The 13,886-nt window shown below is 70.9% G+C and carries 10 protein-coding genes and 1 pseudogene; 4 read left to right on the top strand and 7 right to left on the bottom strand.

Annotated features, from left to right (window positions below):
• Positions 1–94: 94 nt before the first annotated feature.
• From WAB15_RS20585 to WAB15_RS20595, 3 genes are read right to left on the bottom strand one after another with little or no spacing between them, the layout of a single operon-like run.
• Positions 95–1,045, bottom strand: coding sequence for an ABC transporter substrate-binding protein (locus WAB15_RS20585; RefSeq protein WP_407287134.1), 951 nt, complete (start codon positions 1,043–1,045; stop codon positions 95–97).
• Positions 1,042–1,716, bottom strand: coding sequence for an ABC transporter permease (locus WAB15_RS20590; RefSeq protein WP_407287135.1), 675 nt, complete (start codon positions 1,714–1,716; stop codon positions 1,042–1,044). The genes WAB15_RS20585 and WAB15_RS20590 overlap by 4 nt, the downstream gene beginning before the upstream one ends.
• Complete coding sequence (locus WAB15_RS20595) at positions 1,713–2,462, bottom strand: ABC transporter permease (RefSeq protein WP_399145940.1); 750 nt, start codon at positions 2,460–2,462, stop codon at positions 1,713–1,715. The genes WAB15_RS20590 and WAB15_RS20595 overlap by 4 nt, the downstream gene beginning before the upstream one ends.
• A 277-nt stretch (positions 2,463–2,739) precedes the next feature.
• Here WAB15_RS20595 and WAB15_RS20600 point away from each other — a divergent pair, with 277 nt between their 5' ends.
• Positions 2,740–3,555: a polysaccharide deacetylase family protein gene (locus tag WAB15_RS20600; protein ID WP_399145939.1), complete on the top strand. Its 816-nt coding sequence runs from the start codon at positions 2,740–2,742 to the stop codon at positions 3,553–3,555.
• Between the two features lie 120 nt (positions 3,556–3,675).
• On the opposite strand, the gene WAB15_RS20605 is transcribed toward WAB15_RS20600, so the two are convergent.
• Positions 3,676–4,962, bottom strand: coding sequence for an alpha/beta hydrolase (locus WAB15_RS20605; protein WP_399145938.1), 1,287 nt, complete (start codon positions 4,960–4,962; stop codon positions 3,676–3,678).
• Between the two features lie 664 nt (positions 4,963–5,626).
• Between WAB15_RS20605 and WAB15_RS20610 the strand changes: the two genes are divergently transcribed.
• Positions 5,627–7,192 (top strand): VWA domain-containing protein, encoded by a 1,566-nt coding sequence (locus WAB15_RS20610; protein ID WP_407287136.1) that lies wholly within the window; start codon positions 5,627–5,629, stop codon positions 7,190–7,192.
• Here WAB15_RS20610 and WAB15_RS20615 read toward each other — a convergent pair.
• A pseudogene (locus tag WAB15_RS20615) lies at positions 7,117–7,551 on the bottom strand (hypothetical protein); the annotation flags it as partial. The gene WAB15_RS20610 and the pseudogene WAB15_RS20615 overlap by 76 nt on opposite strands.
• 411 nt (positions 7,552–7,962) lie before the next feature.
• Between WAB15_RS20615 and WAB15_RS20620 the strand changes: the two are divergent.
• Both WAB15_RS20620 and metG read left to right on the top strand, forming a co-directional pair.
• Positions 7,963–8,184, top strand: coding sequence for a hypothetical protein (locus WAB15_RS20620; protein ID WP_407287137.1), 222 nt, complete (start codon positions 7,963–7,965; stop codon positions 8,182–8,184).
• A 52-nt stretch (positions 8,185–8,236) separates the two neighbouring features.
• Positions 8,237–9,952 (top strand): methionine--tRNA ligase, encoded by a 1,716-nt coding sequence (metG, locus tag WAB15_RS20625; RefSeq protein ID WP_399145936.1) that lies wholly within the window; start codon positions 8,237–8,239, stop codon positions 9,950–9,952.
• A 153-nt stretch (positions 9,953–10,105) separates the two neighbouring features.
• Here the strand turns inward: metG and WAB15_RS20630 are convergent, their stop codons facing one another.
• Together WAB15_RS20630 and aspS are read right to left on the bottom strand one after the other, a co-directional pair.
• Entirely contained in the window at positions 10,106–11,851 is a 1,746-nt protein-coding gene (locus WAB15_RS20630) for a hypothetical protein (protein WP_407287138.1), read from the bottom strand.
• Positions 11,852–11,994: 143 nt separating this feature from the next.
• Positions 11,995–13,758 carry an aspartate--tRNA ligase gene (gene aspS / locus WAB15_RS20635; RefSeq protein ID WP_399145934.1) on the bottom strand — a complete coding sequence of 588 codons (1,764 nt, stop codon included), beginning with the start codon at positions 13,756–13,758 and terminating at the stop codon, positions 11,995–11,997.
• Between the last annotated feature and the right edge of the window lie 128 nt (positions 13,759–13,886).

Here is a 13,886-nt window from a genome sequence, read left to right on the forward strand (position 1 = left end):
CTTGCCTGCGCGTCGTTTCACGTGAAACAGCGGCCCGCTCGCCGGTACGTCGACGCGCGTGAGACACCGGCCCACTCACCGGACATGGCGCGGTTCAGCTCTTCGGCAGCAGCCCCTTCGCCATGAGGTAGGTGCGTGCCACGTCCGCCGGGAGCCGCCGCCAGCTGTCCACCTGTTCGTTGAGGTGCGCCAGATCGGCGGTGGTCAGGACCGTGTTGAGGCGATTCAGCGCCGCGGCGGGGCGCGGGCCGCCCGCGCGGGCGCGGTTGACGACGGGGAGGACGTAGTCGGCGTTCTGCAGCTTCTTGTCGTCGGCGAGCAGCACCAGCCCGAACTGGTCGAGGGTGGCGTCCGTGCTGGTGGTCAGCACCATCTGGTCCTGTCCGTTCTGCACGGCCTGCTTGGCGGGCGTGGTGCCGACCCCCTTCGGGTCGATGGCGGTGACGTCGATCCCGTACGTCTTCCGCAACCCCGGCGCGCAGAAGGGCCGTTGGACGCACTCGTCGCCCGCCGCGAGCCGCACCGGCAGCTTGGCGCGGCCGAGGTCGCCGAGCGTCTTGAGGCGGTGCTTGCGGGCGTATGCGGCGCTCACCGCGAAGGCGTTCTGGTCGACGGCCCGGCCGGGCGGCAGCACGGTCAGACCGCGGCGGGCGGCGAGCCGGCGCAGTGCGGCCATGGTGGTGCCGAGGTCGGGCGAGGCGACGGGCGGCGCCTCGGCGCCCTTGTTCTTGGCGTTGAGCCAGTCCGCGAAGGTCGCGGCGTACTCGGGGACGACGTCGATCTGCCCGGCCTCCAGCGCGGGTTCGTACAGCTCGCGGTTGCCGACAGTCAGGACATGGGTCCGGTAGCCGGCGTGGTCGAGCAGCGCCGCATACATCCGGGCGAGCAGCTCGCTCTCGGTGAAGCCGGCCGAGCCGATGGCCAGTTCGCTACTGTCCCCGGGCGAGGCGGTGATCGCGGAGCGGGTCTCCAGGGAGGGGCCGGTGGCGCATCCGGTGAGCCCGAGGACCGCCAGGGCCGCGACGGCCGTGCCGGCGGCCCTCACCCGACCCGCCCCCGCACCCACCCCGGCGCGAACCGCTCCACGAGCTCGAAGCCGGCCTCCATCAGCAGCGCGAACACCGCGACCAGCACCGCACCGGCGACCACCTGCGGGGTACTTGCCAGGTTGAACCCCGCGGTGATGATCCGGCCGAGGCCCCCGCCGCCCACCAGCGCGGCGAGCGTGGCGGTGGCCACGAGCTGGACCGCGGCGATCCGGACGCCGGTCAGCACCAGCGGAAAGGCCAGCGGCACCTCCACCCGCCACACCAGCTGCCACCCGGTCATCCCCATGCCCCGCGCGGCCCGCACCACGCTCCGGTCCACCTCACGCATCCCGACGTACGCGTTGGTCAGCAGCGGAGGGATGGCGAACAGCACCAGGGCGATGATCGTCGGCCACTGCCCGTGCCGCCCGAGGGGGGTGAGCAGCAGCAGGACGAGTACGGCGAAGGTCGGCACCGCGCGCCCGACGTTGGCAAGGTTGACCGCCAGCGCGCCGCCGCGTCCGAGGTGGCCGAGGGTCAGCGCGATCGGCAGCGCGATCAGGGCGCTGATGACCAGGCACGCGAAGGTGAGGACGAGGTGCTGTTCGAGGCGGTGCCAGACGCCGTTCTCACCGGACCAGTTGGCGCCGGTGGTCAGCCATGCCCAGACCTCGAAGAGGGTGTTCATGTCCGCCGCCCGGGAGCCGCGACCGGTCGCTCGGTCCCCGCGGTGGCCCGGATCCGCACCCGCGCCCGCCGGCCGGCCCGCCGCCAGGGGGTGAGCAGCCGTTCCGCGCCGAGCAGCAGCAGATCGAAGACGACCGCGATGAGCACGCACAGCACGGACGCGGTGAGCACCTGCGCCTTGAAGTACCCGTTCATCCCGGCGTAGATGAGGTTGCCCAGCCCGCCGTAGCCGACGATCGCGCCGACCGTGGTGAGGGCGACCGCCGAGACCGTGGCGATCCGCAGCCCGGCCATCGCCGCGGGCAGGGCCAGCGGAAACTCGACGGTCAGCAGTTGGCGCAGCGGCCCGTACCCCATGCCGCGGGCGGCTTCCGTGGCCTCGGCGGGGACGCCGTTCAGCCCCGCCAGGATGTTCCGTACGAGCAGGGTGAGGGAGTAGAGGACGAGGCCGGCCACGACGAGGGTGGCGGAGAGCCCGTAGACCGGCAGCAGCAGCGAGAACATCGCCAGCGACGGAATCGTGTAGAGGACCGTGGTGATGCCGAGCACCGGCCCGGCCGTCCACCGCCGGCGGCGGGCCAGCACCGCCAGCGGGACCGCGATCACCAGCCCCAGCGCCACCGAGACCACCGTCAGCTGGATGTGCTGGACGACCGCGTCGAGCAGGATCTGCCGGCGGGTGCTCAGGTAGTCGCCGCAGATCCATTCGTTACGGGCCAGGCAGTCGTCCGGCGGCGGTGCGGTCACGGTACGAGTCCACCCCGGCGGGGGCGGGGTGTCGCGGCGGACGCGTCCGATCGGGCACCCCTTCGCCCACCCCGCGCAGACCTCCGCAGGGGATGTAGACACCCCACGTATACACGCAGTGTGTACTACCTATGTATAGTTCCCCGGAGTCCGTTGGACCGGTGCGACCCGGTGGTCGGCGCGGCAGGGCACACCCCTGTACGCGTCGGCTTCGCCATGCCCGAAAGCGCAGGTCACGGACTCCTTGCCGACCATCCGCGCCCGAAGAGAGACCCGCATGCCGAAGCAGAAGTCCACGGCCCGCAGCCTGTCCACAGCCGGGCTGCTGGCGGCCACATCCCTGGTCCTGGCCCTCAGCGGTTGCGCCACGTACGACGTCACCGCGCCGGCCGACGCCCGCGCCGACGCCTCGGCGGCGGAAGGGAAGTCGACGGACGGAAAGGCGACGGAGAACGGGACCGCCGGCGGCGACGCGCACGTCGACTGCGCCAAGGCCAAGTGCGTCGCGCTCACCTTCGACGCGGGCCCCAGCGAGAACACCGACCGCCTGCTGGACATCCTCAAGAAGGAGAAGGTGCACGCGACCTTCTTCATGCTCGGCAAGAACCACGTCGCCAAGCGCCCGGCCGAGGTCAAGCGGATCGACGCCGAGGGCCATGAGCTGGCCAACCACACCTGGTCGCACCAGATCCTGACCGAGATCGCGCCCGACGAGGCGAAGCGGGAGCTGTCCCGCCTGCAGGACGCGGTCCGCAAGATCACCGGCAAGACGCCCCGGCTGATGCGCCCGCCGCAGGGCAGGACCGACGGGGAGGTCTCCAAGATCAGCAAGGACCTCGGCCTGGCCCAGGTCCTGTGGAGCGTGACCGCCAAGGACTACCAGACCAACGACTCGGCCCTGATCACCAAGCGGGTCCTCGAACAGACCGAGCGCGACGGCATCATCCTGCTGCACGACATCTACCAGGGCACCGTGCCGGCCGTCCCGGGCATCCTCAAGGAACTGAAGAAGCGCGGCTACACGGTCGTCACGGTCTCCCAGCTGCTCTCCCCGGCGAAGCCGGAGCCGGGGATGGTCTACCGGCCGGAGTGACGGGCGGCCCCACCAGCCCCCGGGCCCGCGAGCGGGTACGCGCGAGCCCGGCCCACGCACAGGGGACGTGGGCCGGGCTCGTGAGCATCCGGCGGTCGCGAGCGGCCTCGCGGAGTGAGGTCAGCCCTGCGGGCGCTCGGCCTCCACGCGGCGGCGGCCGCTCTCCTCGGACGTCGGCGCCTGGCCCGGCGATCCGCCCTGCCCCGGCTTGGCGCCCTGCTTGCGCGGCGGGACGACGGCCTCGGTGTCCTGCGGGAACGTCAGCTGCTGGCTCTGCCACTCCAGGGCCGGTACGACCTCGCGCCGCCAGGTCGCGAACTGGTGGCTGCCCTGCGGCAGGATGATCGAGTCGACCGTCATCGGCGACTTGGCCGCATGGAGGAACTTCATGGTGGGGCCGTAATTGGCCTCACCCTTGCGGCTGCTGGCCACCAGCGCGGAGACCTGCGGCGAAGGCAGGTTCTTCAGCCGCCACAGCAGATCGTGCTCGCGCTCCCGCTGGGCGCCCGCCGCACCGGCGCCGAAGAGGCTGCCGGTGGTCAGGTCGTCCTTGATGGCGTAGTCGCCGGAGAGCGAGACCGCCGAGGTGTAGACCTTCGGGTTGCGCATCGCCAGCTGCAGCGAGCAGGTACCGCCGGACGAGTAGCCGAACGCGCCCCAGGCACTGGGGTCACGGCCCACCCGGTAGGCCGACTTCATGGCGTCCGGCAGGTCCTTGGTGAAGAACGTCTCGGCCTGCGGACCGCCCGGCACGTCCACGCACTCGGTGTCCCGCGGCGGCGCGATCGTCGGCCGCACCATCACGATCACCGTCGGCTGCATCTTGCCCTGGGCGATCAGCCGGCCCGCGTTCTGCGGCACCTGGAGGTGCTGCGCGAGGTTCATGATCCCGCCGGGGTAGCCGCTGATGACGACCATGACGGGGAACCGCTGCCGGCGGAACTGCTGCTGGAAGTACTGCGGCGGCAGATAGACGAATCCCGGGTTGATGGCCCGGGTGCGGCGCCCGACGATCCGTACGGACTCGACCTTGCCCACCTTGTCGGCGGGCCCCTTGGGCAGACCGGTCACCCGATCGAGACCCTGCGGGCCCGCCGGTTGGATCAGCCCGCCCTTGAGGTTGCCGACCGAGGCGTACTGCCCGCCGCCCTGGCTCACGGACACCGGCGCCTCGTCGTTGTTGCCCAGCAGCTCGTCCCAGTTGCCGTAGAACTCGAAGTTCGTATTCACGGCGAGGGCGAGCGCGCACACGATCGACACCTGGGTGACCACGATGGCGCCCAGCCTGCCCAGTACGGCACGGATCCCGCGCTTGGCCAGCCGGGGCCAGAGCCACACCGTGGCGGCCACACAGGCCACCGCCAGCACGACCACCATGTATTCGAGCGACTGACTGGTCAGCCCCATGCGCTCACATCTCCCGTCACCCTCGGAAGGGTTCTTGCCTTCTTATTGGCCGCCTAGGCACAACGGGCGGCTCAGGACAATGGTCACCGGAGGAGACGGGCACACCTGCGCATCGGATACCTGAACGACTCAGTTCTTACCCAGCTCTTGCCACTTCGTTTCCGGGGCGTGATGTGAGGGCGTCGCGCAAAGGCGCACTCTCCCAACTCCGGCCAACTCCCCCACCCCTCACCACTCGTACCAATTCTCCTAACTTCACTAACTTCGCTAATTCCCCCAACTCGGCCAACATGCCCCCCATTCGCCACTTTCGCCTCCCCGTCCCCCGTCACCCCATCCGGCCGGCACGACGCGGCACACATGAACAGGCGGTGAATCCGGAACCGCGGCAGACCTTCGCGAGCGGCCGCCGGGACGCCGTACGGCACTCCGCACGAACCGCCGTTCAGCCCCGTACGCAGGGGCGATGCACCACCGGCAGGACACCGGCGCGCCGGCTGAAACCACCTGCCCCGCGATACCCCCCGGATGGCCCACCACGCGAGGCGCGGGGTCCCACGATGAGCCCGGCCCCGGCCGCTACCCTTACGTATCCGTCCTGGTCAGGGACATGTCCGTGCTTCACGGACATACGCCGCACCCCACACGCAAGAGAGGTTCGCCGATGGGCATTCGGAGTCTGCTGCGCAACGCTTTCGGTCGCTCCAAGGCGACCCGTGAAGAATCCGGCGGCGCCCCGAGCGGCACGGCCGACAAGCCGGAGTCCGCGACCATCCCGGAGGCCCGCGAGGAAGCCGCCCCGGCCCCCGCCCCGGAGGCCGAGGTCCCCGCCGCCCGCACGGCGCCCCCGGAGGACGCGGACGCGGCCCCGAGCCCGGCGCCGACGACCGCGACCCTGCCGGCCCAGAGCAGCCCGGTGGACCGCGCGGAGACGCCCGTACGGACCGAGACGCCGTCCGTACGCGAGGAGTCCGCCGACTCCGCCCCCACCGCGACCGAGCCGGCCAAGGCCGACGAGGAGCCCGCGACCGCATCCGCGGACAAGGCCGACACCGTCTCCGAACTCGTGAGCCGGGCCTTCGACAACCCGAGCCCGGCGTCGCCGGCGACCGCCGAGTCCGCCACGGAGACCGCCACCGAATCCGCCACGGAATCGGTGCCGGTCGAGGGCGAGGCGAAGTCCGTAGCGGTGGACGAGCCGAAGGCCGAGGAGAAGACCCAGGAGAAGGCCGAGCCGAAGGAGGAGGCCAAGGCCGAAGCCCCTGCCGAGGCCGAAGCCCCCGCCGAGGCCGAGGCCGAGCCGAAGACCGGGGCCGCCCCGGAGGAGCAGCCGACCGCCGAGGCCGCCCCGGAGGAGCCCGAGCCGGAGGCCCAGCCGGAGCCGCAGGCCGCCGCCGAGCCGGAGCCCCAGCCCGCCGAGGCCGAGGCCGAGGCCACCGAGACGAGCGAGAGCACCAAGAGCCCCGAGGACACCAAGGGCACTGAAAGCCCCGCGGTCACCGAGGACACCAAGGGCACCGAGAGCGCCCTGGCCACCACCGCCCCCGCCCTTGTCAGCCTCTACAAGGCCGCCGGCACCACGCTGGAGAAGCACGGCCTCGGCACCCAGCGCGCCGCCGTCTACCTGGTCCTCGACCGCTCCGGCTCGATGCGCAACTACTACAAGGACGGCACGGTCCAGAACCTGGCCGAACAGGCCCTCGGCCTCGCCGCCAACTTCGACGACGACGCCATCGTCCCCGTCGTCTTCTTCTCCACCGACGTCGACGGCACCGCCGAGATCGACCTCACCAACTACGAGGGCCGCATCGAGGAGTTGCACGCCGGTCTCGGCCACATGGGCCGCACCAACTACCACTGGGCCGTCAACGCCGTCGTCGAGCACTACAAGAAGTCCGGCAGCACCGCCCCGGCCTTCGTCATCTTCCAGACCGACGGCGCCCCGACCTCCAAGCCGGCCGCCGAGCGGGCCCTGTGCGAGGCCGCCGGACTCCCCATCTTCTGGCAGTTCATCGGCTTCGGAGACCCGGACGCCAAGGGCTTCGACTTCCTCCGCAAGCTCGACGACCTGGCCGTCCCGGAGAAGCGCGCCGTCGACAACGCCGGCTTCTTCCACGCCGGCCGCGACCCGCGCAGCCTCTCCCACGACGAGCTCTACCAGCAGCTGATGGTCGAGTTCCCCGAGTGGCTCACCGAGGCCCGCGCCGCCGGCGTCGTCAAGGACAACTGACCCGCAGGCACCCCCCACCAGCACCCCACCGGCCGCGGCCGGGCCCCACGGCCCGCCGCGGCCGACGCTTTCGCCGCGCGCACGGCAGCGGCGGTGGTGTGCGCGGGGTGGACCAGATGCACGGTACGGCCGTGCTTGTGGGCCATCTCGACCAGCGCCGCCTTCGTCGCGCCGATCGCGGCGTCGGCCGCCTTACGAGCCAGCGTGGTCTTGGCGAGGAACTTCGGGCGGAAGTCCTCCACCGCGATGTGGTCGAAGTCCCGGACGATCCTCTTGGCCCACTTGCGTCCCATGTCCTGCCGCTGCCGGGCGATCTTCTTTGACACCTTCGCCGCGGCCTTACGGGCTTTGCGATACCCGGCGGTGTCGGGACCTTGCGGGAGACCGCCACGCACTCGTTCCACACCCACCGGCACCGTGCCCACTCCGCTTCCAGACCGGTACGGGCCGTGGACGACACACGCAGGCGGAAGGTGTACCGGGCGTGCCCGGGCCCCTCAGCCTTTCCCTGTGCCGTCGCCATGATCGAGACCTTAGCCCCGCCCACTGACAATCAGAGAAAGTACAGGTCAGAACCGATGTGCAGAGAACTCCGCCGCTGCGCGGCCAGGTGATGGCGACGGCCACGACGGGTCGCGCGGGCAGGACTCCGGGGTCACGTCCGCGACGGTCAACACGTCGCAGCAGATCGGGGTTCGATCGGTACGGCGCTGCTGAACACGATCGCCACGTCGGCGAGTGCCGCGTATCTCGCGGACCGACTGGCCGAGGTGGCCCGCAGGAGCGGGGGGCAGCAGCTCACGCCGACGGTCCGGGAGGCCCTGGTCAAGGACGGGGTGGTGCACGGATTCACCGCGGCCATCGGGACCGGGTCGGTGATCATGCTGGTCGCCGCCGTGGTCGCCGGGGCGATGGTGACGACGCCCGGTACCGCCTCCGCGCTCCCCGAAAAGCCCGCGCCGGAGCCCCCGACCCGTCCAGTACGATATTGACGTTCCGTAAAGCAAATCCTCACTCACCGTAGCGACTTGGGAGCAGCCGGCAATGGCTCGACACCTCATCACCAGCGCCCTTCCGTATATCAACGGGATCAAGCACCTGGGCAACATGGTGGGGTCCATGCTCCCGGCGGACGTCTACACCCGGTATATGCGGCAGCGCGGACACGACGTGCTCTACATCTGCGCGACGGACGAGCACGGGACGCCCGCGGAGCTGGCGGCCAAGGAGGCGGGCCAGTCCGTCGACGCCTTCTGCGCGGAGCAGCACGACAAGCAGAAGGCGATCTACGAGGGCTTCGGCCTGGAATTCGACCACTTCGGGCGCAGCTCGTCCCAGGAGAACGTCGAGCTGACCCAGCACTTCGCGCGCAAGCTGCACGAGAACGGCTTCATCGAGGAGCGGGCGATCCGCCAGGTCTTCTCGGTCACCGACGACCGCTTCCTGCCCGACCGCTACATCGTCGGCACGTGCCCGCACTGCGGCTACGACAAGGCGCGCGGCGACCAGTGCGAGAACTGCACCCGGGTGCTGGACCCCACCGACCTGATCGACGCCCGCTCGGCGATCAGCGGCAGCGGTGATCTCGAGGTGCGCGAGACCAAGCACCTCTTCCTGCTCCAGTCGAAGCTGCAGCACGAGGTCGAGGGCTGGCTGGCGGGCAACGGCAGCAAGGAGTGGCCGACGCTCGCCTCCTCCATCGCGCACAAGTGGCTGACGGAGGGCCTCCAGGACCGGGCGATCACCCGCGACCTGGACTGGGGCGTTCCGGTGCCGGCCGACGTGTGGCCGGAGCTGGCGGCCGAGGGCAAGGTCTTCTACGTGTGGTTCGACGCCCCGATCGAGTACATCGGCTCGACGAAGGAGTGGGCGGACGTCGACCCGGAGAACCGCGACTGGAAGTCGTGGTGGTACGAGGCCGACGACGTCCGCTACACGGAGTTCATGGCCAAGGACAACGTCCCGTTCCACTCGGTGATGTTCCCGGCGACGCAGCTGGGGACCCGCGAGCCCTGGAAGAAGGTCGACTTCCTCAAGGCCTTCAACTGGCTCAACTACTACGGCGGGAAGTTCTCCACCTCCCAGCGGCGCGGCATCTTCACCGACGCGGCGCTGGAGCTGCTGCCGGCCGACTACTGGCGCTACTTCCTGATCGCCAACGCCCCCGAGTCGGACGACACCTCCTTCACCTGGGAGCTCTTCTCGTCCTCCGTCAACAAGGACCTGGCGGACACGCTCGGCAACTTCGTCAACCGGGTGCTGTCGTTCTCCCGTAAGCGCTTCGGCGACGAGGTGCCCGCGGGCGCCGAGGCCGGGCCCGCCGAGCAGAAGCTGGGCGAGGAGATCGCCGGGCTGCTGGCGGAGTACGAGGGCCACATGGAGGCCCTGCAGTTCCGCAAGGCGTCCGCCTCGCTGCGGGCCCTGTGGAGCGCGGGCAACTCCTACCTGGAGGAGAAGGCCCCGTGGCTGGAGATCAAGACCGACAAGGACGCGGCGGCGCTGACGCTGCGCACGGCGATGAACCTGATCCATCTGTACGCGGTGGTCTCCGAGCCCTTCATCCCGGCGACGGCGAAGGCGATGCGGGGCGCGTTCGCGCTGGAGAACGACACCGCGGTGTGGGTCTCCCAGGACGAGGCGAAGGCGCTGGCCTCGGTGCCGGCCGGGGTCCCGTTCACGGTGCCGCCGGTGCTCTTCGCGAAGATCACCGAAGAGGACCTGGAGTCCTACCGCGAGCGCTTCGGCGGCGCGGAGCAGTAGGCACGGCGGTGCGCTGAGCACGGCAGCGCCGACGGTCCGGCCGGTGGCCGGCACAGACGAGTACGGCACATACGCGCGCCCGTCCGGTCCTTGGGACCGGGCGGGCGCGCGTATGTGGGGGGCGACCGCTCCTCGGGAAGCGCGGCGCCCGTCTCAGGGCCGGGCGGCCGGGGACACGTAGGCGTCCAACCGCTTCAGGCCCGGCGTCGGCGGGAGGCGGACCGGACGCCAGCCGCGGGCGTAGCCCGGCACCGCCCCGCCGGCGACGAGGACGACGGCGGCGGGACTGCGGGCGCCCAGCCGGGTCAGGCCGGCGGGGGTGATGCTGGCATCGTGCCCGCCGGGCTGCCGGGAGGCACAGCCCGTCTGGTACGCCACCCGTACCGCCTCCTCGCCGCTCACCGCGCACGGCGGCCGTACCCCGGCGGCACGCAACGTGTCGCCGATCCGGCCGATGTCGGCCTGCGCGCGTACGGTTCCCCCCTGCATCCTGTGCAGGATCGCCAGCTGCACCGCCTGATGGCCGAGCAGCGCGACGACCAGCACGGCCACCGCCCAGGTGTGCCGGCGGCGGGGCAGCAGCGTCATCCAGTACAAGAACCACGCGGCGGGCAGAAACAGCAGGGCGTAGGCGGGCAGCAGGAAGCGTGGCGCGGCGTAGTCCACCGTCAGCAGGTAGGGGGCGGCGAGGCAGAGGCCGACCAGGGCCGGGAGGGCGATGGGGCCCGGACCGTAGCGGTGCCGCGCGCCGCCGGGATCGCGCAGGCTCGGCGGCCAGACCGGCGCATGCGGCTGCAGCGCGCCGTCAAGCCCGAGGCCGACCACCCGGAGGGGGTGCAGCCCGAAGGTGTCCATCCGTACGGGCTCCAGTCCCAGCTCGTGGGGGCCGCCGGGCTCGCGCCCGCGCGGCGTCGGCCACACCGGCCCGTACCGGTGCAGCGTGCCGCCGGGCTCGCGGGCACGGGCCGAGCCCCACACCGCCCCGGCGGCCGCCAGCGGCAGGACGAACCACCAGCCCGCCGTCAACGGGTACTTCCAGTCCAGGTCGCAGGGGCGGCACAGGGTCTTTCCCTGCAGCGCCCGTGCGTGGTCGCCGAAGGACGGGTGCCAGCCCAGACCGCCCTGGATCTCCCCGGCCTGGCGCAGCCGCTCCATCAGCCCGCCGTAGGACACATACGCCTCCACGACCCACTCGGTGCACCCGAGAGCCAGACCGGCCGGGATCGCCAGCAGCACGGTCGAACGCCGCCAGGCGGGCACGCACACCGCCGCGGCGAACAGCGGCAGGGCCAGCCACACCGCGTCGAGGGGGCGCATCAGCGCGGCCAGCGCCACCGCGGCGGCCAGGCCGACCGCCGCGCCCCGGCCGGCCTGGGGAGCCAGCTGGGCCGACGGCTGGCGTACGGCCAGCAGGAAGCAGCCCGTGGCGACGAGTGCGGCGTAGGCGGTCCACAGGTTGGGCATCACCTGCGGGCCGTAGAAGAGCGTGACCCACAGACCGGCGAACAGCACACCGCCCAGCGCCGGCACGGGGGCGGGCAGCAGACGCCGCCAGATGCACAGGGTGAGCAGGAACGCGGCGCCGGAGAGCACCGCGAGGTAGCAGTGCAGGGCGGTGGCCGATGTCGTCAGGACGGCGGCCGGGGCGAGGAGGAGGGTGACGCCACGGGCGCGCGGGGCACTGAAGAACGCGGCCGGGGCGTGGGCGTCGACCTGGCTGACATAGACCGTCTCGTCCCATCCCAGGCCGGGCGTGGTGAGGGCGAGGTAGAGCTGGCCGGCGGTGAAGACGACGGCCAGGGCGATGATCCAGGGCAGGTCGCGGACCTGGGCGAAGTGCGCCGTACGGGGCCGTGAGACGAGGCCGGGCGCCCGGGGGAGGAGGCTGGCTTGCTGCATGAGCACCACCCTGCGTGCGGTGCACGAGCCCGGCCACACGTGTAGTGCGGTTGGAGCACCCGGCTCACACGGTCTGAGGGCGGTGTTTCACGTGAAACACCGCCCTCAGACCGTTGTTCGAGGCCTGGCCTCGCCGGTGACGCCTACTTGACCTGCGGCTTGCGGACGTTCAGGTGCAGCTCCTTGAGCCGTACCTCTTCCAGCTCCGTCGGCGCACCCATCATCAGGTCCTGCGCGTTGCCGTTCAGCGGGAAGGCGATGGTCTCCCGGATGTTCGGCTCGTCCGCGAGGAGCATGACGATGCGGTCGACGCCGGGGGCGATCCCGCCGTGCGGCGGAGCGCCGAAGCGGAAGGCGCGCAGCATGCCGGCGAACTTCTCCTCGACGGTCTCACGGTCGTAGCCCGCGATCTCGAAGGCCTTGATCATGATGTCCGGCTCGTGGTTCCGGATCGCGCCGGAGGACAGCTCGACGCCGTTGCAGACGATGTCGTACTGCCAGCCCAGGATGTCCAGCGGGTCCTTCTCCTCCAGGTCCTTCATCCCGCCCTGCGGCATGGAGAAGGGGTTGTGCGAGAAGTCGATCTTGCCGGTCTCCTCGTCCCGCTCGTACATCGGGAAGTCGACGATCCAGCAGAAGCGGAAGACGTTCTCCTCGAAGTGGCCGGCCCGCTTCGCGGCCTCGACGCGCACCGCGCCCATGATCTTCGAGACCTCGTCGAAGTCGCCGGCGCCGAAGAAGACCGCGTGGCCCTCCTCCAGGCCGAGGCGCTCGGTGAGCACCTTGACGTTCTCCTCGGTCAGGAACTTGGCGATCGGGCCGGTCAGCGCGCCGTCCGCACCGACGCGCACCCAGGCCAGGCCCTTGGCGCCGTGCTGGATCGCGTACTCGCCGAGCTGGTCGAAGAACTTGCGCGGCTGGTCCTGCACGGCCGGCACCGGCAGCGCACGGACGTGCTTGCCGGCGAAGGCCTTGAACGCCGAGTCCGCGAAGACGTCGGTGATGTCGACCAGCTCCAGCTGGGCGCGCAGGTCCGGCTTGTCGGAGCCGTACTTCAGCATCGCCTCGCGGAACGGGATGCGCGGGAACGGAGAGGTGACGTGGCGGCCGTCGCCGAACTCCTCGAAGAGCTCGGTCATCAGCTTCTCGACCGGCTGGAAGACGTCCTCCTGCTCGACGAAGGACATCTCGATGTCGAGCTGGTAGAACTCGCCCGGCGAGCGGTCCGCGCGGGCGTCCTCGTCCCGGAAGCACGGGGCGATCTGGAAGTAGCGGTCGAAGCCCGAGATCATCAGCAGCTGCTTGAACTGCTGGGGGGCCTGCGGCAGCGCGTAGAACTTGCCCGGGTGGAGGCGGGAGGGCACCACGAAGTCGCGTGCGCCCTCGGGAGAGGTGGCGCTGAGGATCGGCGTCGCCATCTCGTTGAAGCCCAGGGTCGTCATCTTGTGACGGATGGACGCGATGACCGCCGAGCGCAGCATGATGTTGCGGTGCATCCGCTCGCGGCGCAGGTCGAGGAAGCGGTACTCCAGGCGCCGCTCCTCGTTGACGCCGTCGTCGGCGTTGATCGTGAAGGGGATCTGCTGGGCCGCGCCCAGGACCTCGACCTCGGTGGCCTCGATCTCGATCTCGCCGGTGGGCAGCTCCGGGTTCACGTTGTCGGCGCCGCGCGAGACGACCTTGCCGTCGACGCGGACGACCGTCTCCTTGGTCAGCTTGTCCAGCGCCTCGGCGGCCTGGGTGCCGGGGCGGGCGACGAGCTGCACGAGACCGTAGTGGTCGCGCAGATCGATGAAGAGGATGCCGCCCAGGTCACGACGATTGTGCAGCCAGCCGCTGAGGCGGACGTCCGTGTCGACGTCCGCGGCTCGGAGCTCGCCGCAGTTATGGGACCGGTACCGGTGCATCGCTCATCCAAGTCGTCGCGAGTGTCGAGGTGAGCGGGAGCGGAGGAGAGGGATCGGAACACGGGCTCGCACGCCCGGTCGCTCTCCCCGGCGGTCACCCGAAAGGCCACCCCAGGATTGACATAACC

This window comes from Streptomyces sirii (genome assembly GCF_045690365.1).
GTDB lineage: Bacteria > Actinomycetota > Actinomycetes > Streptomycetales > Streptomycetaceae > Streptomyces > Streptomyces sirii.